General features: G+C 36.3%; 19 protein-coding genes, 1 rRNA gene and 3 pseudogenes. 7 read left to right on the top strand and 16 right to left on the bottom strand.

Going from position 1 to position 21,801, the window contains the following annotated elements; translation table 11 throughout:
* Positions 1 to 43 precede the first annotated feature (43 nt).
* The 6 genes and pseudogenes from HCH28_RS13445 to HCH28_RS13420 form a co-directional block, all read right to left on the bottom strand.
* Complete coding sequence (locus HCH28_RS13445) at positions 44 to 1,141, bottom strand: DUF1648 domain-containing protein (protein WP_221681316.1); 1,098 nt, start codon at positions 1,139 to 1,141, stop codon at positions 44 to 46.
* Positions 1,142 to 1,145: 4 nt separating this feature from the next.
* Positions 1,146 to 1,541, bottom strand: a complete 396-nt coding sequence (locus tag HCH28_RS13440) for a GntR family transcriptional regulator (RefSeq protein WP_221681315.1) — start codon at positions 1,539 to 1,541, stop codon at positions 1,146 to 1,148.
* 72 nt (positions 1,542 to 1,613) lie between these two features.
* The gene (locus HCH28_RS13435; protein WP_231595768.1) at positions 1,614 to 1,907 is read right to left on the bottom strand and encodes a LysR substrate-binding domain-containing protein; all 294 of its coding nucleotides are present in this window, start codon (positions 1,905 to 1,907) and stop codon (positions 1,614 to 1,616) included.
* A gap of 54 nt (positions 1,908 to 1,961) precedes the next feature.
* On the bottom strand, positions 1,962 to 2,123 hold the full coding sequence (locus tag HCH28_RS25050) for a hypothetical protein (RefSeq protein WP_231595767.1): 162 nt from the start codon (positions 2,121 to 2,123) through the stop codon (positions 1,962 to 1,964).
* A 258-nt stretch (positions 2,124 to 2,381) separates the two neighbouring features.
* Positions 2,382 to 2,642, bottom strand: a pseudogene (locus HCH28_RS13425) (recombinase family protein); the annotation flags it as partial.
* A 204-nt stretch (positions 2,643 to 2,846) separates the two neighbouring features.
* The gene (locus HCH28_RS13420; protein WP_288579718.1) at positions 2,847 to 3,245 is read right to left on the bottom strand and encodes a hypothetical protein; all 399 of its coding nucleotides are present in this window, start codon (positions 3,243 to 3,245) and stop codon (positions 2,847 to 2,849) included.
* A gap of 314 nt (positions 3,246 to 3,559) precedes the next feature.
* Between HCH28_RS13420 and HCH28_RS13415 the strand changes: the two genes are divergently transcribed.
* Positions 3,560 to 4,096, top strand: coding sequence for a matrixin family metalloprotease (locus HCH28_RS13415; RefSeq protein ID WP_221681313.1), 537 nt, complete (start codon positions 3,560 to 3,562; stop codon positions 4,094 to 4,096).
* Between the two features lie 29 nt (positions 4,097 to 4,125).
* A complete protein-coding gene (locus HCH28_RS13410; protein ID WP_221681312.1) occupies positions 4,126 to 4,944 on the top strand; it encodes a hypothetical protein in 819 nt (272 codons plus the stop codon).
* Between the two features lie 328 nt (positions 4,945 to 5,272).
* Here the strand turns inward: HCH28_RS13410 and HCH28_RS13405 are convergent, their stop codons facing one another.
* Complete coding sequence (locus HCH28_RS13405; protein ID WP_221681311.1) at positions 5,273 to 5,470, bottom strand: helix-turn-helix domain-containing protein; 198 nt, start codon at positions 5,468 to 5,470, stop codon at positions 5,273 to 5,275.
* On the opposite strand from HCH28_RS13405, the pseudogene HCH28_RS13400 reads away from it, so the two are divergent.
* Positions 5,385 to 5,792 (top strand): annotated as a pseudogene (locus HCH28_RS13400) (O-methyltransferase); the annotation flags it as partial. The gene HCH28_RS13405 and the pseudogene HCH28_RS13400 overlap by 86 nt on opposite strands.
* A 274-nt stretch (positions 5,793 to 6,066) precedes the next feature.
* Here HCH28_RS13400 and aceB read toward each other — a convergent pair.
* Both aceB and aceA read right to left on the bottom strand, forming a co-directional pair.
* Positions 6,067 to 7,665, bottom strand: coding sequence for a malate synthase A (gene aceB, locus HCH28_RS13395; RefSeq protein ID WP_039885193.1), 1,599 nt, complete (start codon positions 7,663 to 7,665; stop codon positions 6,067 to 6,069).
* Between the two features lie 112 nt (positions 7,666 to 7,777).
* A complete protein-coding gene (aceA, locus tag HCH28_RS13390) occupies positions 7,778 to 9,061 on the bottom strand; it encodes an isocitrate lyase (protein ID WP_221681309.1) in 1,284 nt (427 codons plus the stop codon).
* A 214-nt stretch (positions 9,062 to 9,275) separates the two neighbouring features.
* Between aceA and HCH28_RS13385 the strand changes: the two genes are divergently transcribed.
* Positions 9,276 to 9,947 (top strand): LytTR family DNA-binding domain-containing protein, encoded by a 672-nt coding sequence (locus HCH28_RS13385; RefSeq protein WP_221681308.1) that lies wholly within the window; start codon positions 9,276 to 9,278, stop codon positions 9,945 to 9,947.
* A gap of 104 nt (positions 9,948 to 10,051) precedes the next feature.
* Here the strand turns inward: HCH28_RS13385 and rrf are convergent.
* Positions 10,052 to 10,167: ribosomal RNA gene (rrf, locus tag HCH28_RS13380) — 5S ribosomal RNA — on the bottom strand.
* A 460-nt stretch (positions 10,168 to 10,627) separates the two neighbouring features.
* Positions 10,628 to 11,508: pseudogene (locus tag HCH28_RS13375) on the bottom strand (DMT family transporter).
* Positions 11,509 to 11,640: 132 nt separating this feature from the next.
* Between HCH28_RS13375 and HCH28_RS13370 the strand changes: the two are divergent.
* Positions 11,641 to 12,363, top strand: a complete 723-nt coding sequence (locus tag HCH28_RS13370; RefSeq protein ID WP_221681307.1) for an MgtC/SapB family protein — start codon at positions 11,641 to 11,643, stop codon at positions 12,361 to 12,363.
* A gap of 14 nt (positions 12,364 to 12,377) precedes the next feature.
* The gene (locus HCH28_RS13365; RefSeq protein ID WP_221681306.1) at positions 12,378 to 13,361 is read left to right on the top strand and encodes a cation diffusion facilitator family transporter; all 984 of its coding nucleotides are present in this window, start codon (positions 12,378 to 12,380) and stop codon (positions 13,359 to 13,361) included.
* Positions 13,362 to 13,414: 53 nt separating this feature from the next.
* Here the strand turns inward: HCH28_RS13365 and HCH28_RS13360 are convergent, their stop codons facing one another.
* From HCH28_RS13360 to pruA, 5 genes are all read right to left on the bottom strand, one after another.
* Positions 13,415 to 14,113 (bottom strand): hypothetical protein, encoded by a 699-nt coding sequence (locus HCH28_RS13360; RefSeq protein WP_221681305.1) that lies wholly within the window; start codon positions 14,111 to 14,113, stop codon positions 13,415 to 13,417.
* Positions 14,114 to 14,472: 359 nt separating this feature from the next.
* The gene (locus HCH28_RS13355; RefSeq protein ID WP_221681304.1) at positions 14,473 to 15,636 is read right to left on the bottom strand and encodes an iron-containing alcohol dehydrogenase; all 1,164 of its coding nucleotides are present in this window, start codon (positions 15,634 to 15,636) and stop codon (positions 14,473 to 14,475) included.
* 367 nt (positions 15,637 to 16,003) lie between these two features.
* Positions 16,004 to 17,248, bottom strand: coding sequence for a Glu/Leu/Phe/Val family dehydrogenase (locus HCH28_RS13350; RefSeq protein ID WP_004233781.1), 1,245 nt, complete (start codon positions 17,246 to 17,248; stop codon positions 16,004 to 16,006).
* Positions 17,249 to 17,331: 83 nt separating this feature from the next.
* Entirely contained in the window at positions 17,332 to 18,525 is a 1,194-nt protein-coding gene (locus HCH28_RS13345; protein ID WP_004233780.1) for an ornithine--oxo-acid transaminase, read from the bottom strand.
* A 241-nt stretch (positions 18,526 to 18,766) separates the two neighbouring features.
* Positions 18,767 to 20,311 (bottom strand): L-glutamate gamma-semialdehyde dehydrogenase, encoded by a 1,545-nt coding sequence (gene pruA, locus HCH28_RS13340; RefSeq protein WP_103118703.1) that lies wholly within the window; start codon positions 20,309 to 20,311, stop codon positions 18,767 to 18,769.
* Between the two features lie 145 nt (positions 20,312 to 20,456).
* On the opposite strand from pruA, the gene HCH28_RS13335 reads away from it, so the two are divergent.
* Complete coding sequence (locus HCH28_RS13335; protein ID WP_221681303.1) at positions 20,457 to 21,764, top strand: AAA-type ATPase lid domain-containing protein; 1,308 nt, start codon at positions 20,457 to 20,459, stop codon at positions 21,762 to 21,764.
* Positions 21,765 to 21,801: the final 37 nt, after the last annotated feature.

Genomic DNA, 21,801 nt, shown 5'->3' with positions numbered 1-21,801 from the left:
CGATCATATAGAACAAATTTTTTCATCATAAATTACTATTATTTTATAATGAAAATATAGAAATCAACAGCAATAAGAGAAAAGGTAATCCAATAACAATATAGCCTCTAGGATTGGCAAGGTTCATGGTCCATCCTACCCCAAAGCGTTTCTCCACAAAAACGGATGGGTCTTGTCGATTCATATAAATTAAGCCGCCCTTCCAATAACGATCCTCATCCACATCCATTACTTGGGAATCTATATTTGCTTCATAGCGTACTTTATGTTTATACTTTTTCACCACATATATCAGTAATGAACCCAGCAAAACAACTAAGAACAAAATAAATACTGGTAATAGCTTATAGCCTACTGTCATAGAAGGATAGATGTTGCTTAATTGTAAAATTGTTAATAAAGCTGTTAATGCAGAACTTATCAGTAGTATTTGCCAACTCATGTATTTTCGTGTTTTTAGCTGATCCTCCAACGATTCCTCTTTGCGATTTACAGCTAATTTAATTGCAGAACGTTTAATGGAGTCGGTAATTCCCCACATCATACACTGCATCATTAGCATTACCAGTGGCAGTGAAATAGCTGTAAAATAGGTCTTGTTTCTCCAGGCATCCGCTTCGCCACTCGGCCCCCAATGTACTGCTATATCATTTGGCATGAGATCGTAATGAAGGTATGTGTAAATGATCAAAAATACCGATATTCCTAATGGAACAGCAAAAAAAGACCAAGGAAGCATTTCATCACGGCTTCTTGCAGTTAAATCCACTGCCCGTACTTGTTTAATATTTGCGCCCCACTGCTCTTGTTTTTTCAACTTCGATACCTTTTGATGATTTATCCAATACAACGCCATACTTACTGCAAGCATACTAAACAAACAGCTTAATAAAACAATACTTTGAATAGATTCAGAAGGAGCAAATTGATTGTAACTTATAATCATGATGATTAGAAAAACTATCCCTGTTCCCCCTACGAACTGCACATACTGTTTTTTCAACTGAGCTAAGATGGGATGCTTAATATTTTGATCAGGCACTGTGACTCCAAAAACGACTGTCTCTCGTACAATATAGGGAACGACTATTTGCAAAGCTAATGTCATGATGTAAATGGTTATAAAAACGCCAAGTAGCATTTTGCTACACTCCCTCTGCTGGAATTTGCAAATCGGCAAAAACTTTTTTCATCATGTGCTCAATTTGTTCAGCTGTTGCGCCGAGCACCATTCCTTCTGCCACAACAGGTTTCAAATTCTTTTCGATTTGTCGCAGTTGCTCAGGTGATAAAGCTCTCTCCTCTGCTGAACTTATAATAGCTCCAGATTTTGGCCGAATGGTAATAATCCCTTTTGCCTCTAATTCATGATAACTTTTATTAACAGTATGCATATTAACACCTAAATCGGCAGCTAAACTTCGCACAGACGGTAAAGTATCACCTGGCTTCATTTCTCCTTTAGCAATTCCTTCGATAATTTGACGTGTTACCTGCTCATAAATAGGTACGTCTGATTGAAATTCTATTTGAATAAACATGTTTATCAGCTCCATATTTGTTATACAACTAATATAACAAATTTCTCTCCACCTTGCATGAGATTGAAATTTTTAAATAGGGGAATTTTTTATGGTTTCAATAAATCTTTGCACAAGTAAATTCTGCTTCTCATTATTCCTTGTACAAATTGCAATTTTATGTTTAATGGCATGTATATCCTTCACATAAACTCTCGCCAATTGCCCACTCTCTACATACTCTCTAACAGCAAGAGAAGAAATAAAATTTGCACCATAGCCCGCCATGACTGAGCGAATGGTTTCATGAATACCATTAAATTGGAGTGCGATATTTGGTGGTCTCACTTGGTATGTTTGACATAATGAGAAAAGATGCTCCCTCATTTTAAAATGCTTTCAAAATTCACATGTTGCGCATCTATAATGACACGACACCCACTATCCGTCTTTCTGATTTGTTTCTGGAAAGGATAAATAGCTCTTAGATTGCTCCATATACTTAAAAGCTGTTGAAATTGTATTTAATCCTACCTCTAATTTGTTACTCAAATGCTCTCGGCTTACTTTGATAATGCCATTGTATGTAAAATCATAAATCAATTTTTCTAGCACCCTATGTACTTTCTCACCAGGATAAATACCTTGTGCTGCTAAAGTTTCTTCTAGTTGCTGCAGGCGTTCTTCTTTGAGTTGCTGATCTCCTTTTTGATTGCCGTATGTAATAAATGTTTAGACTGCTTGGTTTGGTGTAGTTTTTAGTTTATTTTTCATGATAGTTGCTCCTTTTTTGAAGCAAAAAAGCGTTTTATATCGCTGTAGTAACGATGCAAAACGCTTTCGATGACGGAAACTTTTTAATAAATTTACGCCTTTGGCGAATAACCGTTCAATGATCTCGATGCCTTCTTTAGTGTTTCGAGCCAATCGATCCAATCTGGTTACAACAAGCCTGTCACCTTTATTTAATTTAGACAGCAGCTCATTTAATTGTGGTCGGTCTGTTTTCGTTCCTGTGAATTTCTCTTTATAAATAACAGTCGCTCCTTCACTCTCCAACGCTTGAAGCTGAACCTCTAATTCCTGTGATACAGTCGATACCCTTGCATAACCGTAAATCATAGAAAAATACCTCATTTCTGCACTACATTTATCGACCTAAGTTATGACACCTTTTTACACCTTGATATTACTGCAACAACACACTGGTGTCAAAACTATTAAGTTTTGGCACTGTATAAATAAAAAAGACCACCTCGTATGAGATGGATACATCATTCTATCTATTCAATTAAAGCACCACGCTTGTTGAACAAGGAATTTTGTTTACCCTTCAACAATTGCAAGATATTTTTTGATTTCTCCTTCAGATTCAACAATTAAAATATCTCCCCGTTCTTTGGTGGAAAAAATCTTTGTACCAACAGGAAGTTTATTCGACATCTCATCTCTAAAATCTGTATTAGCATCATTTCTTGTTTTTATTTCACCGATTTGAACATCTTTTGTTAAAGATAATTCTTCAACCCAATCAATATTAGTTTTGTAGATAACTCCATCATACTGAAAAATATCAGCATCCGAATCTAATGTTAAAACTTCTTCGGCATCTATACTGTCAATTGATACTGTTGTAGTTCCCCCTTGAATATTGCATCCTGTTATCATGAAAAAAGCTAATGCGATCAAACCATAGAATAATTTTTTTATTTTCAATTTACCCACCTCTTTTATATAGACACCTATTATCTCCTAAAAGTTACATATTCAACTAAATTTCTTCGTTAGTTGAACAAGAATCCGTTCCGCAACTCTTTAAGTTTTGATATCAAGGCTGATGGGAAAGTATGGGTATTCGCCCCATACATTCGTAAACATGGCAGAGTTATTTATAAAAAAAAAAAAATATTTTGCTTTTGAGCCAAGACTTTTGAATTACCTTAATTTACTAAAATTAACTAATTTATAAAAAACTATTTATATATTTTAATTATTGGTATAAAATGGTGTTGTTTGAAAAATACCTAGGGGGTTTTAACTTGAAATCAAAATCGAAACTTGCTGTTATGCTTCTGTCTTTTGTTTTATTATTTTCTATATTTCAAAACACAGCTTCAGCATACTCTTTAACTGGTTGGCGTTTTACTAGTACGAACTTTATTTCGTATAAATGGGGAGATAGCCTCAATAATGGCGTTATAAAAACCGGATGGATAGACGGAGCATCATCGTGGAGAACATCAACATCGGAGAACGTACGATTTTTTAATGATTCAAAATCAGTAAATTTCTTAACTAGATTCACCGATGCAGATACTGGGTTTTTTGGAAAAATGGTAACAACTGCTCCTAATAACAGGGTAACTCTATTCAAAGGTTATTTAAATGATAATGCAGTAGCATCTGCTTCTGTCGCAAAAAGTACAGCGGTACATGAATTAGGACATGCTCTAGGTTTAGACCACAATTCATCAGGAAAGTCTATTATGGATAGCAGCAGAGATAGAACTAAAATGACAACTCCCCAAACTGATGATTTAAATGGCATAAAAGCTATTTATGGGTTTAAATTCTAATATTAGATATAGAAGGAAGAGGGAGAATAATGAAAAAAAAGAACAAATTATTGATTTTAACAACTTTTTTAATAATAGGTGGCAGTGCTTACTTATATCAAAATAATCTAAACGATGAGGAAATGGCTAATTCTTCAAATGCAAAATCTATACAAAACCACAATCAAAAGAAAAGTCTATTAGTATCGCATGATTTTGCGATAGCAAGTGATTTTTCCGATATGGTTGAACAATCTGATGTAGTTGTTTTAGGTACATATAAAAGTTTTGATTCTTCATGGAATATGGCTCGTAATTCTGATGATCTATACAAAGAAGCTACGGATCATTATATCGAAGGAAAATTATATAACTTTACAGTTGATGAAGTATTAGCAGGAGATTTGCAAACTAAAGAAATAAGAGTTAATCATAGATATTCAGAAATAATTGACTATGAAGAAACATCTGGTGATGAAATCATTTCTCCAGAAGGTATTTTAATAAAGGAACCGTCAGAAGTGACCATTCATAAATTAGAAAATAAGGATCCTTCATTCATAGAACCAGAATATGACAAAAAATACATTGTATTCTTAAAGAAAAGTTTTGATACCAACAATAATATCTACTTAAGAGCAATTGAACCTTATTTAATTAGTATTGATACCAATACAGTTAATAAAGCTGCTACATTAAATAGTAATCTAATTGATTATAATCCAGACGATTTTACAGATGATATAAATATAAGTGATACAACAACTCTCTCTATTTCAAATGAAGTTAATGGGCAAATAACTGATTTTATAGCAGGCAAGACACTAGAAGATTTAAAGAAAGAGATTAATTTTTTAAAGAGTAAATAATAAACAAAACACTAATGCCTTCCGTTTAGAATTGGAAGGCATTAGTGTTTTTTAAAGGTTCAATTATTATCCCTCTGAAACAGAAAAAGATCTGTAAAATCAAATCCGTAAAAAAATTTACGGATGATCCTTAATTAAAAATACTTCTGGAAATCCCCAGGAAAAGTTAGAAAGAGCATAAGGAAAAAGTGCCCCCAACCTAGTCGGGGGGCTAGGCAGGGCAAAGCTTTTTCGTGATATCAATGAAATGAAGAAAGATATACATTTTATATACATTCATATCCATTTATCAGGAAGTATATATACAAAATATATACAGCTAATATGTCTAAAATTCACTTTTATTCTCTTTCAATCTTCTCCGAATGGTAGCTTCCGAAACGCCAAATAATCGTGCAATTTCTCGATTACTTTTCCCAGCATCTTTTAAATGCAGCAACGTGACATTAGAAATTAATGAAGAGTACGCCAAAGTTGCCAAGCAAAATATAGCGAATGCAGGGTATGGACCAAAGGTTGAGGTCATTGTAGGAAATGCCCTAGATACATTACCAAACTTAAAAAACGCTGGACTATTATTTGACTTTATCTTTATTGATGCTGATAAACCTAATAACCCCGCTTACTTGAAGTGGGCTTTAAAATTAGCAAAATCTGGCGCTCTTATCATTGCAGATAATGTTGTACGTAATGGTGAGGTAACTGATGAAAATAGTGAGGATGAACGTGTTAGAGGCGTTCAAGAATTTATGGAATTAATAAAAGCAAACCCGAGAATTGAAGCAACAGCTATACAAACAGTTGGTGTCAAAGGGTATGACGGCTTTGTACTAGCTGTAGTAAATTAGCATAGAAAAACCGCGTAACTAAAAAAACAGTTACACGGATGTACTATATAAAAGATGCCTTACTGCTCCCCATCTAAGCTAGTAAGACATCTTTACCCCTTAAAATCTCTTAACTTTTATTTATAGACCCCTTTTAATTCAATCGTGCTCATCTCTTTAAACGGGGGAACAGACCCCGTCACGTTATGTTAGTGGAATAGGCTGGATTGTACCCGAGTGCAATCCTTAGATAGTTATTAGGAAAGTTTGATATGTTGGATAGTAGACTTGTATTTTACGCTAATTTTTCATACCCTGGAAGTGTCAAGAATTCCGCAAATTCATCTTGTTCAATTAAGGATTTAAACAGTTCAGCAGCTTCTTCATAGCGACCACTGTTATAAGCTTGTTCCCCAACAGCCTCTTTAATTTTCACAAGTTCTTCTTCCAATATTTCTAAAACAAATGCTAATGTAATACCGCGTCCATCATCTAAGATTCCTTTCGGATGACGGATCCATTGCCATACTTGTGTACGAGAGATTTCTGCTGTTGCAGCATCCTCCATCAAGTTATTAATTGGTGCAGCTCCGTTACCTCGAAGCCATGAAGCAATATATTGTACACCCACACTACAGTTAATACGTAGACCTTCAATTGTAATTGTTCCTTCTGGTACAGCTACTAAATCTTCGGCTGATACTTGTACATCCTCACGCTTTTTATGAATTTGATTAGGCGTTGTCATAATAGCATCAAATTGCTCCATCGCTGTTGCAACCATACCAGGATGTGCTACCCATGTACCGTCATGCCCCTCTGTTGCCTCACGACGTTTATCTTCTGCCACCTTTGCAAATGCCACTGCATTCGCCTCATCATCATTTTTAACTGGAATTTGAGCTGCCATTCCGCCCATTGCTGGTGCATTTCGCTTGTGACATGTTTGAATACATAAAGATGTATAGGCTTTCATAAAAGGTACTGTCATCGTTACTTGCCCACGGTCTGGCAAAATAACATCAGCTTGATTGCGTAGACGTTTAATGTAGCTGAAAATATAATCCCAACGACCACAATTCAAACCAGCTGAATGTTCACGTAGCTCATATAAAATTTCATCCATCTCAAACGCAGCTAAAATCGTTTCGATTAATACAGTAGCTTTTATTGTCCCCTGTGGAATACCAATATAATCTTGAGCAAACACAAAGACATCATTCCATAGTCGAGCCTCTAAATGACTTTCAAGCTTTGGTAGATAGAAATATGGCCCTGTACCTTGTGCAAGTGCGTTTTTGGCATTGTGGAATAGATATAAACCGAAGTCAAAGAAACTGCCTGAAATCGGCTCTCCATCCACCAGGACATGCTTCTCAAGCAAGTGTAGACCACGTGGACGAACTAATAGCACTGCTGTCTCATCATTTAATTTATATGTTTTACCATTGGATACTTGTGTAAACTCAATGGTCTTATTAATAGCATCACGCATATTAATTTGACCGCCAATCATATTTTCCCATGTCGGAGAAGATGCATCTTCAAAGCATGCCATGAACATTTTTGCTCCAGAATTTAACGCATTAATAACCATTTTCCGATCAACAGGCCCTGTAATTTCAACACGGCGATCTTGCAAGTCGTTTGGAAGTGGTGCGATTACCCAATCACCTTCACGAATATGCTTTGTCTCTGGTAGGAAATCCAGCTTCTCTCCCGCATCAAGTCGTTTTTGGCGTTCTTGTCGAGCCTCCAACAGCTCCTTGCGGCGAGCATCAAATTTTTCGTGCAGAGCAAGAACAAATTCAAGAGCTTCAGGTGTCAAAATTTCATTAGTTTGCTCATTTTGTTCTCCAACAATTTTAAGCTTACCTGTCGTTGCTTGTTCCATTAGCTGTTTACCCACCTTTGTCATTTTAGTTTCGTCATCCTCCGCTTTAGGAGGAGCGGAGGAGACTATTCTATGATTATGAATCTAGGAAAACACGTATTTAAACTACGACTTATACAAACTGTTCTGTTTCAGTAGAACCAGCCATTGCTGTTGTAGAAGAAGTACCACCAGAGATAACCTGAGAGATTTCATCAAAGTATCCAGTACCTACTTCGCGTTGGTGGCGTGTAGCTGTATAGCCTTTAGACTCAGAAGCAAATTCTGCTTGTTGTAGCTTAGAATATGCAGCCATACCATTATCTTTATAGTCATGAGCAAGCTCGAACATAGAGTGGTTTAGTGCATGGAAACCTGCTAAAGTAACAAATTGGAATTTATAACCTAACTTACCAAGTTCACGTTGATACTCTGCAATTTCTTCTTCTGAAAGATTTGCCTTCCAGTTGAATGAAGGTGAGCAGTTGTACGCAAGCATTTTACCTGGGAACTCAGCATGAATAGCTTCAGCAAATTCTCTAGCTTCTTCAAGTGATGGTTTAGAAGTTTCACACCAAATTAAATCTGCATATGGAGCGTAAGCTAAACCACGAGCAATTGCCTGTTTGATTCCAGCTTTTGTACGGAAGAAGCCTTCAGGTGTGCGTTCACCAGTGATGAACTCTGCATCACGTGGATCAATATCTGATGTAACCATATCAGCAGCATCAGCATCTGTACGTGCAATTAAAATTGTATCTACACCCATAACATCTGTTGCTAAACGTGCAGCTACTAAGTTACGAACAGCATTTTGTGTTGGAAGTAATACTTTACCTCCAAGGTGTCCACATTTCTTTTCAGAAGCTAATTGATCTTCTAAGTGAACACCAGCTGCTCCTGCTTCAATCATACCTTTTACAAGCTCGAATACGTTTAGAGGCCCACCAAAACCTGCTTCTGCGTCTGCTACGATTGGCGCGAACCAATCAAATTGATCAACACGTCCTTCAGCATGATCAATTTGATCTGCACGTTGAAGCGCTTGATTAATTCGTTTTACTACTGCTGGTACAGAGTTAGCTGGATATAATGATTGGTCAGGATACATTTGACCAGACAGGTTTGCATCAGCAGCTACTTGCCAGCCTGATAGATAGATAGCCTTTAAGCCAGCTTTTACTTGTTGTACTGCCTGATTCCCCGTTAATGCCCCCAATGCATTGATGAACGGTTCCTCATGTAATGAATTCCAAAGTCGAGTAGCACCTTTTTGCGCTAGTGTTTGTTCAATTACTACTGTTCCCTGTAATTTAACAACTTCTTCAGCTGAATATGTGCGTTCAATACCAGCCCAACGTGGGTTTTCAGCCCATTGTTTTTCTAAAGTTTCGATTCTTTCTTGACGAGTTGACATATTGAAATTCCACCTTCCCCTTTGTGTACAATATACTCTGTTAAAAAACTTTTAATTATCTGTTCCATAACAGGTTTATTTGTTGTAAATTAATATATAACAGACTATTTGAATTTTCATTATTTTTCGATAAAAGATCAAATTTTAAGGATAAAACTACCTTTTTTGACGATGAAATTTGGAAGACTGTTTACAAACAAGGGGGATATTCACAATGAACAATGAGTTAAATTCTTTCGTAAAAGATATTTCACAACAATATATTTTTATGTTGAAAGACTGGATACCTGCTGATTCATCCATTGCGATTGCTGTTGAAAATTCTTATGTTTATTTTCACTCTGGTCACCAAAGTATTCATTTAGAGATAGGTCAACAAGTCTTACCTGGGAGTATTGCGGACCAAGTATTACAGACTCAAAAAAGAACAGATGCTATATTAGATAATTCCCTATTCGATACGCCATATTACGGCATTGGTTATCCTATATACATTCAAAATAAGCCTGCTGCTCTCGTCATTGTCCTACCGTCATCATTTACAGCAAAAAGAGCAGAACCATTTCAATTTTTAACTGGAAAGCAAGAGGAGGAATGGAATCCTGTAGCAATTAATAAAATATCTCATATTGAAAGCCTACAGAAAAAAACATGGTTTTATGTAGAGGGTGATCAGTATAAAACGAGCATTACACTCAAAGAACTTCAATTACGATTACCATCATATTTTATTCGTATCCATAGATCTTACATTGTAAATATACACTTCATAAAAAAAATGGCACGTGATTTAACATCAAATTTTATTGTCACTTTAATTGATGGAAGTGAGTTGCCAGTGAGTCAATCTTATCTAACTGATCTTCGGAGTGCTCTTGAATTTTAAGTATATAGGGCTGTCTTTTTCGGGGGACAGCCTAATTTAAACTATCTTCTTAATTTGTGTACAACAAAAAAAGACCAGAGAATTTATTCTCTGATCTTTCATTTGCCTAGCGACGTCCTACTCTCACAGGGGGAAGCCCCCAACTACCATCGGCGCTAAAGAGCTTAACTTCCGTGTTCGGTATGGGAACGGGTGTGACCTCTTTGCCATCATCACTAGACTTTGTATTTAATTGAAAGAATTGTTCTTTCAAAACTGGATAAACGGTGCATTGAATGCTTCAAACTTTTTTGGTTAAGTCCTCGATCGATTAGTATTCGTCAGCTCCATGTGTCACCACACTTCCACCTCGAACCTATCTACCTCATCGTCTTTGAGGGATCTTACTTACTTGCGTAATGGGAAATCAAAAGAAATTTGATTAGCTCAAATTGTTTTGCTGGCATCATGTTTGATGTCCAAAATTGTGTTTCGTTCACTAGCTAAACTAGTTACTTAAAACTTTATTGATTACGTTTTGCTTGTTCAGTTTTCAAGGTTCATTTTATTCAAGTCGTTTTCAGCGACTTTATTATCTTATCTCATTCTTAACTATAAGTCAACAACTTTTTAAAACTTTATTTTCAAGCGTTTCTTCTTGTTAAGGACAAGTAATAATATATAATATAGCATTTTAAAAATCAAGCATTTTTCATAAAAAAATTAAAAATCTTTTTAATATCTATTACAAACAATAGAATTCCTGCTAATACAATCAATCCACCGATGATTTGTGTCATGATTAAATACTCTTTAAATATCACCAAAGCTAAAAGAGCAGCTCCTACAGGCTCAAATAATATAGCAATTGAAACAACATTCGTACTAACATATTTAATTGACCAAGTAAATTTGGGATTAATGCTAATAAGATAAACCATAACCAATCCATCGAAGAATATGGACCAAATGATTCCCCTTTAACCATTACATATATAAATAAAGTGATGGTACTTACAACATATACAACCATTGTATAGGTCACAAGTGATAATCTTTTACGTACATCCTGTCCTAATAGAAAATAAGCTGTTGCAAGTGCACATGCAACGAGCGCCAGTACATCTCCATAAAAGGCTGTTCCACTTACTTTAAAATCGCCCCAACTAATTAAAACACTTCCTATTATTGCAATGGATCCTGCTACGATTGTTTTCATCGTAATTTTTTCTTTAAAGAAAAAGTAAGTGCCCACAAACGCAAACAAAGGTTGTAGCGTTACTAAAACTGTTGAACTTGCTACTGAAGTATAGTTGAGTGATTCAAACCATAATATAAAATGAAAAGCTAAAAAAATCCCAGCAACTGAAGAAAATAGCCAATCACGTCTTTTTAAAGTTGCTAACTCCTTTGTATATCCTCTTAAAAACCATGGCGCCATGATTAAAACGGAAAATAGCATGCGATAAAATGCTATAATCCCCGCTTCCGCCGATGCTAATTTCACAAAAATTGCTGACATCGATACTGAAATTACACCGATCACAATTGGGATGTATGGATGAATTTTTGGCTGCTCCAAAAAATCCCACCTTCCTAAAAAAATACTTATATGTCCTTACTTCATGTTGTACAATACAAAAAAGTGATGCACATATAATAATGACAGTTTGCATATCTCTTAGCAATACGAAATAACATTGGAGGGTTGTGTATGGAAACATTATTCGAAAATATGATTACATATGAAGTTGGCATAAAATTAGTTATTGCAGCCACATTAAGTTTAGTAATCGGTATCGAAAGGGAATTAAAGAAAAAACCAGTTGGATTAAAAACAAGTTTAGTTATTGCTACTTTCAGCTGCTTATTAACGATTATCTCCATTGAAACAGCCTACTCAACCCCCGCTAGAGAAGATATTAATATTACGATGGACCCTCTTCGTTTAGCAGCACAAATTGTTAGTGGAATTGGCTTTCTTGGTGCAGGAGTCATTCTAAGACGCGGGAATGACAGCATTACGGGTTTAACTACCGCTGCTATGATCTGGGGAGCCGCTGGTATCGGTATTGCGGTTGGTGCAGGTTTTTACATGGATGCAACACTAGCTGTTGTGATCATTGTTTTTGGAATTGAAGTACTATCACCTTTTCTTATGAAAATCGGACCCAAGCGAATTCGTATGCGGGAAATTTTATTAAAAGTTCAAATTGATGATGACAACCATACAGAAGCATTTCTATTATTTTTAAAGGACAACAACATTATCATTGAAAATATACGCATTAAAGATGTGCACTTAAAAAATGATAGTGTTTTACATGAGTTAGATTTACGCCTTTCCTTAATCGTCTCGGATAATTTGTTGTCCTTTTATCGTTCATTACGAGCACTATCTTATATAGAAAAAATCGAAATGGAAATTTTAAACTAGTTGGAGGATTTTTTATGGCAGAACTATTAAAACTACTAAAAGACGGTAACAAACCCTCTCTCATGGCTGCATGTGTAAATGCCTTTTTAGGAATTATTAAAGGAATCGCCTTTTTCTTTACAGGTAACGTGGCGATGTTTGCAGAAATGATGCACTCTCTAGGCGATGCAGCAAACCAATTATTTGTGTATATAGGCTCAGCACTCTCTAAAAAGGCACCTACAAAACAATTTCCTGGTGGCTTCGGTCGTATTGTCAATTTAGTTTGCCTTTTTGCCGTAATAATTGTAGCTATCCTTTCTTATGAAACAATAAAAGAAGGTTGGCATCATTTTATTCATCCCGCAGGAGAGTCGAGCGGGATACTGATCGCCCTAGGAGTATTATTCATCGGGATTGTTTTAGAAGGGACGGTTCTAGCTAAAGCGGCTGCAGAAGTGTTACATGAAGCAGGTCAAGAAAAGGCAGGTATCGCAGCTATTCCCAAAGCTTTCTCATACTTGAATAGGGCAAAACCGGCAACAAAATTAGTTTTTATGGAAGATTTAGTTGCTACTGGGGGCAACTTCTTAGCCTTTGCTGCTATTTTAATTGCTTATTTTACAGGTTGGGGTCGAATAGAAGGACTAGTTTCGATGATAATTGGGGTCATGATGTTTTATGTAGTTGGTAAGGTATTCCTCGATAATGCACGTGGCGTCATTGGCGAGACTGATGAAGAGATGTTAAACCATATCGCTCACCTCGTAATGGATGATCCGAATATAAAAGATATTGTGCGTCTTGAAGTGATTAAAGAAGGAGAGTTTTTACATGTTGAATTAGTAGCTGAAGCAGATCCGCTTTTATCGTTAGCCTTTTTAGATGATGTACGTGATCATTTAACAGAGGTAATCCTAAGCCAAAAAGGAGTATCTAAAGTAGCTATTTTATTCGACGAGGATGACGGGAAAGCTAGCTGGATACACGTTGGTGAGAAACCAAATAACTCCATTTAATACTTTATAAAAACAAATAGCCAATTGCCGTATTTCAGGCAGTTGGCTATTTGTTAGACTAATTTTAAATTAGGAATATCCTCATAACCTACATAAACATGGTTTGTAATCATAAAAGTAAGTAATTTATTACAAGCAATCATTTGTCTTTTACCATTCTGATGAATAACAATTTTTGAAAATTGTAAGGAGGCTTGACGATTAGCTAATGCATACTCTTCTGCATTGAGAATATTTCTGCCATCCACATGACAACCCAACACAAAATTTCCTGCAAAAGAATCCTTTAATACATTCGGATGCATGGATTGATAATGTACTTCAGCAATTGAATCTTCTAAATTCATGAATTGATGGGCTACCAAATAATGTTTTAAAGCACCTTTTAAATCAATTGCAATAGCTGTATCTGCTAAAATTGTTCGATAATAAACAGGAACAATCTCAGCACCCCCCAAATACGGCTTAACTTCTACAACAATTTCTCCAGAAGGACGAACAAATAATTGTACAATTGCTTTATTTACACCATCCGAAAAAATAACATTCGTTTGCCCAAAACGCACGCTTTTAAAAAATATACTTTGATCTACAATGTATCCAGTGATAATTTTATCATTTTCAATTTGCAATGATTTCGCTTCAATTCCTAATACTTCTACACAATTTTGCATTTTATAAACATGTTGCTGAAATGGCATTTCTATACAACTTAATGTAACAATACGGTCCTGTAGCAATTGTTTCAACATTTGATCCCTCTCCTCTTTGTTTAATATTGTAATTATTTTAGTAAAGGTGGCTGAACAACTTCTGAACATTGACACACGAATTGACTGATTACGACAAAAAACCATTCTTTTCTGTCATTCAATAAATCACCTTATAGTAAAACAATCTACAATATAGGTTGAATGACTCAATAAAAACATGACTTTACTCACTTAAAATAAAGAAAAATGTATTTGCAATCCCTTTATTATCTATCTATTTTATTATATTGCAGGACTAAAGAAACTTCTACGACAAAATTCTACATTTATCGTTAATTTTTCTTAACCTTGCAATAAAAAAAGTATGAGGCTATAAGCATAGTCTCATACTTAATGTATTAAAGAGAATTTTGTAAAATAGTTCTTACATCTTCCTCTTGCAATCGATTAAAGTTGCCAAAAGGGCCATTTTGCATAGCATGATCTACAATTTGCTGGAATTTCGAATCATCAATATCGTAATCTGCCAAACGACTAGGTGCCCCTAATGATGTCCAAAATGCAGATAAACGATCAATCCCCTCATAAGCAACCTCTTCTACGGTTTTGCCTGTTGCCTCGACTCCAAACACACGTGTTGCTATACCTGCAAAACGCTCAGGATTTACTGGTACATTTAAACGCATCCAATGCGGTTGAAGAATGGCTAAACCACCTGCATGTGGAATGTCATAAACAGCAGATACGGCATGTTCAATATTATGAGATGCCCAATCCCCTCGTGAACCAATTGATAGGAATCCATTTAAACCAATTGTCCCTGCTAATAGAATGGTTTCACGTAACTTCGTATTTTCTAGGTCCTCTAATAATTTTGGAGCTGTCGAAATAACCGTTCGCAATACCCCTTCACACATTTCATCTGTGATAGGAGTATTCGTTGTATTGTGGAAATATTGCTCAAATACATGTGACATCATATCCACTATTCCATATACAGTGTGATTTTTAGGTACAGTCACTGTATATGCTGGATTTAGTATTGAAAATTTCGGGAAGGCTGCTGGACTACCCCAACTTAGTTTTTCTTCAGTAGCAGCATTCGTTATCACTGATCCAGCATTCATTTCTGAGCCTGTAGCAGCAAGTGTTAATACCGTTCCTAGTGGTATAGCTTGTTCTACAAACACTTTACGTTTCACGATATCCCAAGCATCGCCATCATACTTAGCGCCAGCAACAATTAATTTAGAACAATCGATTACTGAACCACCACCCACAGCAAGAACTAAGTCAATTCCTTCTGTTTTGCAGATTTCAATACCTCGTCTAGCTGTTTCCACTCGTGGATTTGGCTCTACACCACCTAATTCAAATACGGTCTTATCCGCCTGTTGTAATTTCTCGATAACAGCATCGTATACACCATTCGATTTAATACTTCCGCCACCATATACAACTAATACCTTGTTTCCAAATTGCTCTAATTCTTTCGGTAATTTTTCAAGTGCATCCTCACCAAAATGTAGTTTCACTGGGTTAAAAAAAGTAAATGAATCCATCTAATTCGCCCCTTTCTAGTTGGATTTTCTCATAATTACGCTAGAGAAAGCAAAGATTAAACGCTGTCAACACTTTGCTATTTCGAAGGCGTTTTTTCAAGTTGTTTAGATTTTGTTCAGGCAATAGTTGTATAGTACTAGACATTACATAAAATAAAAGGAATTTTTGCACATGCTTATTATTATAATTGTTGTCATAACTATAATTTCGGGCTTTTTTCTGCTAAGATTTTTTAAAATCAAAAAAATAAGGAACGAAAAAAAGATGCTACTAGAACAGCGCCTAGACCACCTTCTTCAATCGAATAAAAATGAAAAAAATGAGTCATCCCATTAATATAGGAATGACTCATTATCTTTATTTTACTTAAACCCAACCACGGAAGCGAGAAGCTTCTGCAGTACGGCGAACACCTACCATGTAAGCTGCTAAGCGCATGTTGATGTTACGTGTTGTTGCTGTTGTATATACATTATCAAATGCTTCGACCATTTTTTTGTATAGACGCTCTTCCACTTCTTCTTCTGTCCAATAATAACCTTGGTTATTTTGCACCCATTCAAAGTAAGAAACTGTAACCCCACCTGCAGAGGCTAATACGTCTGGTACAAGTAAAATGCCACGCTCTGTTAAGATTTTAGTTGCTTCAGCTGTTGTTGGACCATTTGCTGCTTCTACTACGATATTTGCTTTTACATTATGTGCATTGTCAGCAGTAATTTGGTTTTCAATAGCAGCTGGTACTAAAATATCACAATCAAGCTCTAATAATTCTTTGTTAGAAATTGTGTTTTCAAATAAAGTAGTTACTGTTCCGAAGCTATCGCGACGATCTAATAAATAGTCGATATCTAAACCTTCAGGATCATGAAGTGCACCATAAGCATCTGAAATACCGATTACTTTCGCACCTAAATCATGCATGAATTTCGCAAGGAAGCTTCCTGCGTTACCAAATCCTTGAATAACAACACGAGCACCTTTAATATCAATACCACGTTTTTTTGCTGCTTCTTCTATTACGATTGTAACACCTTGTGCAGTCGCACGGTCACGACCTTGAGAACCACCAAGTACTAGTGGCTTACCAGTGATGAAGCCTGGAGAGTTGAATTCATCCATGCGGCTATATTCATCCATCATCCATGCCATAATTTGTGCATTTGTAAATACGTCTGGCGCAGGAATATCTTTTGTTGGCCCTACGATTTGACTTACCGCACGAACATAGCCACGGCTTAAACGTTCGATTTCGCCCATTGACATTTGACGTGGATCACAAATGACACCGCCTTTACCACCGCCGTAAGGTAGATCGACAATACCACATTTCAATGTCATCCACATTGAAAGCGCTTTAACTTCCTCCTCAGACACTTGTGGGTGGAAACGAACCCCACCTTTAGTTGGTCCTACAGCATCATTATGTTGTGCACGGTAACCAGTAAATACTTTTGTTGTACCATCATCCATTTTCACTGGAATACGTACTTGTAGCATGCGAAGCGGTTCTTTTAGTAATTCATACATTGCTTCATCATAGCCAAGTTTATTTAGAGCATCTTGAATGACATCTTGTGTTGATGTGAAAAGATTTAAGTTTTCAGACATTATTAAATCGCCTCTTTGTTTTTTTTAATGATAGTTATCGGCATCATTGTAACATACTTCCGAATTAAAATGTGAACATTTTGTTAAAGTTTAAATACTTTTTCAATTTGTTCAATTGACCAATCTAAATCCTCTTGAGAAATAACAAGTGGTGGTGCAAAACGAATCACTGTATCATGTGTTTCTTTACATAATAGACCTAATTCTTTAAGTTTTTCACAGTATGGACGAGCTGCTTCTGTTAGCTCCATACCGATAAATAAACCACGACCACGTACTTCCTTAATAACTGGGTTGTTAATTTCTTTTAATTTACCTTTGAAGTATTCACCAAGTTCGTGTGAACGCTCTGCTAATTTTTCATCTAATAATACTTTAATAGATGCAATTGAAACTGCACAAGCTAAAGGATTACCTCCAAAAGTTGAACCATGTGAACCTGGGTTGAATACACCTAAAATACTACGGTTTGCAGCCACACAAGAAATTGGGAACACGCCGCCACCTAGAGCTTTACCCAAGATATACATATCTGGTTCTACTTCTTCCCAATCACAAGCAAACATTTTACCTGTACGTGCTAAACCAGCTTGAATTTCGTCAGCAATGAATAGTACATTGTTTTCACGGCAAAGTTCACGAGCTGCTTTTAAGAAGCCTTCTGTTGGAATTACGATACCCGCTTCACCTTGAATTGGCTCAATTAAAAATGCAGCAGTGTTTGGTGTAATAGCAGCTTTTAAAGCTTCAAGATTACCATAATCTACTAATTTAACATTTGGTAGCATTGGACCGAAACCACGACGGTATTCTTCATCAGAAGATAAAGATACAGCTAGCATTGTACGACCATGGAAGTTACCATTACATGCAATAACCTCAGCTTTACCCTCTTCTACGCCTTTTACATCATATGCCCAACGACGAGCTGCTTTAAACGCAGTTTCTACTGCTTCAGCACCCGTATTCATCGGTAATACCATTTCTTTATTTGTTAATTTCCCTACTAGCTCATACCATTCACCAAGATTTTCGCTATAGAAAGCACGTGAAGTTAACGTTACTTTATCAGCTTGCTCTTTTAAAGCAGCGATAATTTTTGGGTGACGATGTCCTTGGTTTACTGCTGAATAAGCAGATAACATATCTAAATATTTGTTACCTTCTGGATCTTTAACCCAAGCACCCTCAGCCTCTGAAATAACGATTGGCAGTGGATGATAGTTTGCCGCACCAAAATTTTGTGTTTGTTCAATAACTTGTTGAGTTTTTGTCATATCCTATTCTCTCCTTACTAATCATCATTATAAAAGAAAGGGACTATGTATCACTATAAGTAGAATGATTAAGAATATAGCAACAATTCAAACGAGAAATTTGCTAACTTCTCCAAGATAAACTACGTCATGAAAGTTTACGGTTTTAGCCAGGGTAGCGTTACCTGGAGAAGTGTCACAAATTTATTCAAAATGCCTTAATTTCTACTTACTTTGAATAGCCCTCACGTCAGTGTGAAAATTAAAGCATTTCTGAAGTTGTTTTTGCTTGCATATGCAGTTGTAGGTAGTCTGGGCCACCTGCTTTTGAATCTGTACCTGACATGTTGAAGCCACCAAATGGTTGGTAACCAACGATTGCACCTGTACAGCCACGGTTGAAGTAAAGGTTTCCTACATGGAATTCTTCACGCGCTTTTTCTAGGTTCATGCGGTTAGTTGTGATAACAGCGCCTGTTAAACCGTATTCTGTATCGTTTGCAATTTCAATCGCATGGTCGAAATCTTTTGCTTTTGCAATGGCTACAACTGGTCCGAAGATTTCTTCTTTCATAATACGTGCAGAAGGATCTACGTCAGCAAATACAGTTGGTTGTACGAAGTAACCTACTGAATCGTCCGCTGTACCACCAGCTACTAGACGGCCTTCGCCTTTACCAATTTCAATGTACTCAGTAATTTTGTTGAAAGCTGCTTGGTCAATAACTGTTGCCATGAAGTTGCTGTAATCAGTTGGGTCACCCACTGTTAAAGCGTTTGTTAACTCTTCTACACGATTTACCACTTGCTCATATACATCTTCTACGATGACAGCACGAGAACATGCTGAACATTTTTGACCTGAGAAACCAAATGCTGATTTCACGATCGATTGTGCAGCTAATTCTAAATCTGCTTCTTTATCCACTACGATTGTATCTTTACCGCCCATTTCAGCGATGACACGTTTAATCCAAATTTGGCCTTCATTTAGCACAGATGCACGTTGGTTGATACGTAAGCCGACATCACGTGAACCTGTGAAGCTGATGAAGCGTGTTTTTGGATGATCGACTAAGTAGTCACCTACTTCAGCACCAGAACCTGGTACGAAGTTCACCGCACCTGCTGGAAGACCAGCTTCTTCTAATACTTCGATAAACTTATACGCTATAACTGGCGTCGTGGAAGCTGGTTTTAATAACACTGTGTTCCCTGTTACTAAAGCAGCTACTGTTGTACCAGCCATGATTGCAAATGGGAAGTTCCAAGGAGAAATGACAATACCGATTCCTAGTGGAATATAGTCATAACGGTTGTATTCACCTGGACGGCTTTCAACTGGCTGACCGTTTTTAATGCGTAGCATTTGGCGACCATAGTATTCCATGAAGTCGATTGCTTCCGCTGTATCTGCATCAGCCTCTGCCCATGGTTTCCCAGCTTCTTTTGTTAATAAAGCTGAGAATTCATGTTTACGACGACGGATAATCGCTGCCGCTTTGAAAAGAACGTCTGCACGAATGGCTGGATCAACTTTTTTCCACGTTTTGAATGTTTCATCTGCCGCTTGCATCGCTTTTTCAGCTAAATCTTTGCTTGCTTTCGAAACGCGACCAATGACTTCTGTTTTCTTTGCAGGATTGTACGAAACGATTTTGTCTTCTGTTGTAATGCGTTCGCCACCGATAATTAGTGGGTAGTCTTGACCTAAGTAACCTTCAACTTTATTTAAAGCCTCTACATAAGCATTGTAGTTTGCCTCTTGTGAAAAATCTGTGAATGGTTCGTGTTTGTATGGAATCATACTTAATCCTCCCTTGTGAGATGTGTTTGGGTATGCAAAAAACATTGACGCAAAATATCTTTGCGTATAAAATATTCTTACACTTATTATAATGCAAAATTTCGTTGCATATTTCAAGTAAAAAATTTTTGAGGTGCACATTTTTATGAAAAATTCTGAACCTTTACTACCTTTTTATGAGTTTATTGCAACAAATGTATCCGTTGGTATTCATGCAGTAGACCTATCTGGCAAAACGATTATTTACAATACGAAAATGAAAGAAATTGAAGGATTTCATTTTGATGAACTTGCGGATCGTTCCATTATTGAAATGTTTTCCTTCCGTCAACATGAAAGTACGTTAATGCGTGTTTTACAAACAGGAAAAAAAGAAATGAATGTTAAACAATCCTACTGGAATAAAAATGGTCATGAAATTACAACAATTAATGATACTTTTCCACTTTTTGTTGAAGGCAAACTGATTGGAGCAATCGAATTTGCACGTGATATTACTTCACTGGAAAAGCTTGTTTATCAGCCCCTTCGTAGGTACGATGAACCATTAACATTTGATATGATTAAAGCTGATTCTGAATCAATGAAGCAGGTTATTGACAACGCTAAAAAAGCAGCTGCTGTAAAATTACCAGTATTATTAATTGGTGAATCTGGCACAGGGAAAGATTTAGTAGCAGAGGGAATTCACCACGCAGCTTCACCTGATCCTGATGCCTTTGTGACACTCGTTAGTCGCCGTTCAGCTCAATCGGTGCTTGATAAATTACAGCAATTATTAGAAGAAGATAAAGATTACACCTTCTTCTTCGAACGTATAGATTTTTTAAGCTTAGACATTCAAGAGCAACTTTTAGATATACTACATTCACTTCCACAGTCCAAATATATGCTAATTGGCAGTGTGGGCAGTGATCCCATTACATTGATTGCCGAAAAGAAGCTGTCAAAATCTCTATATTATTTCTTTGCAACAATGGCTATTACTATTCCCAATTTAACGGATCGAAAAGAAGACATTCTTCCATTTGTAGAAGATTATTTTAGTCGACATCGAGAACGATTTGCCTCACAAGTCACTGAACTTGCACCAGATGTACAGGAATTATTTTTACAATATGATTGGCCAGGAAATCTAAAAGAGCTTGAGCTACTATTGGATGAAATTGTTTCATTTATGACAACGGAATCCACTGTTACCTCAGATTTATTACCTTTACATTTTCGCTTCAAAGTGCAACAGCAAGATACAAATAATCGTGAACCAGAATTTTTTATGTTCCATCAAAATCACAATGTCATGCCACTCGATGCCTATTTGCGTGAAGCCGAATCATATTATGTGCAAAATGTCTTAAATTTATATGAGGGCAATATAACAAAGGCAGCGAATGCACTTGGTATGAGCAGACAAAATCTACAATATCGAATCCGTAAAATAAAAAAACAATAGAAAAAACGAGGATCCTTTCATTCGAAAGCATCCTCGT

The organism is Lysinibacillus sp. K60, from assembly GCF_019731275.1.
In the GTDB taxonomy this organism is placed as follows: domain Bacteria; phylum Bacillota; class Bacilli; order Bacillales_A; family Planococcaceae; genus Lysinibacillus; species Lysinibacillus capsici.
Note: the sequence above shows the minus strand (reverse complement) of the source record. Positions and strands in the feature narration are given on the sequence as shown.

Bases quoted from the DNA above. Each gene is read 5' to 3' on its own strand.
- HCH28_RS13445 (WP_221681316.1), bottom strand. From the start codon at position 1,141: ATGCTACTTGGCGTTTTTATAACCATTTACATCATGACATTAGCTTTG.
- HCH28_RS13440 (WP_221681315.1), bottom strand. From the start codon at position 1,541: ATGTTTATTCAAATAGAATTTCAATCAGACGTACCTATTTATGAGCAG.
- HCH28_RS13435 (WP_231595768.1), bottom strand. From the start codon at position 1,907: ATGAGGGAGCATCTTTTCTCATTATGTCAAACATACCAAGTGAGACCA.
- HCH28_RS13410 (WP_221681312.1), top strand. From the start codon at position 4,126: ATGAAAAAAAAGAACAAATTATTGATTTTAACAACTTTTTTAATAATA.
- HCH28_RS13405 (WP_221681311.1), bottom strand. From the start codon at position 5,470: ATGACCTCAACCTTTGGTCCATACCCTGCATTCGCTATATTTTGCTTG.
- aceB (WP_039885193.1), bottom strand. From the start codon at position 7,665: ATGGAACAAGCAACGACAGGTAAGCTTAAAATTGTTGGAGAACAAAAT.
- aceA (WP_221681309.1), bottom strand. From the start codon at position 9,061: ATGTCAACTCGTCAAGAAAGAATCGAAACTTTAGAAAAACAATGGGCT.
- HCH28_RS13385 (WP_221681308.1), top strand. From the start codon at position 9,276: ATGAACAATGAGTTAAATTCTTTCGTAAAAGATATTTCACAACAATAT.
- HCH28_RS13370 (WP_221681307.1), top strand. From the start codon at position 11,641: ATGGAAACATTATTCGAAAATATGATTACATATGAAGTTGGCATAAAA.
- HCH28_RS13365 (WP_221681306.1), top strand. From the start codon at position 12,378: ATGGCAGAACTATTAAAACTACTAAAAGACGGTAACAAACCCTCTCTC.
- HCH28_RS13360 (WP_221681305.1), bottom strand. From the start codon at position 14,113: ATGTTGAAACAATTGCTACAGGACCGTATTGTTACATTAAGTTGTATA.
- HCH28_RS13355 (WP_221681304.1), bottom strand. From the start codon at position 15,636: ATGGATTCATTTACTTTTTTTAACCCAGTGAAACTACATTTTGGTGAG.
- HCH28_RS13350 (WP_004233781.1), bottom strand. From the start codon at position 17,248: ATGTCTGAAAACTTAAATCTTTTCACATCAACACAAGATGTCATTCAA.
- HCH28_RS13345 (WP_004233780.1), bottom strand. From the start codon at position 18,525: ATGACAAAAACTCAACAAGTTATTGAACAAACACAAAATTTTGGTGCG.
- pruA (WP_103118703.1), bottom strand. From the start codon at position 20,311: ATGATTCCATACAAACACGAACCATTCACAGATTTTTCACAAGAGGCA.
- HCH28_RS13335 (WP_221681303.1), top strand. From the start codon at position 20,457: ATGAAAAATTCTGAACCTTTACTACCTTTTTATGAGTTTATTGCAACA.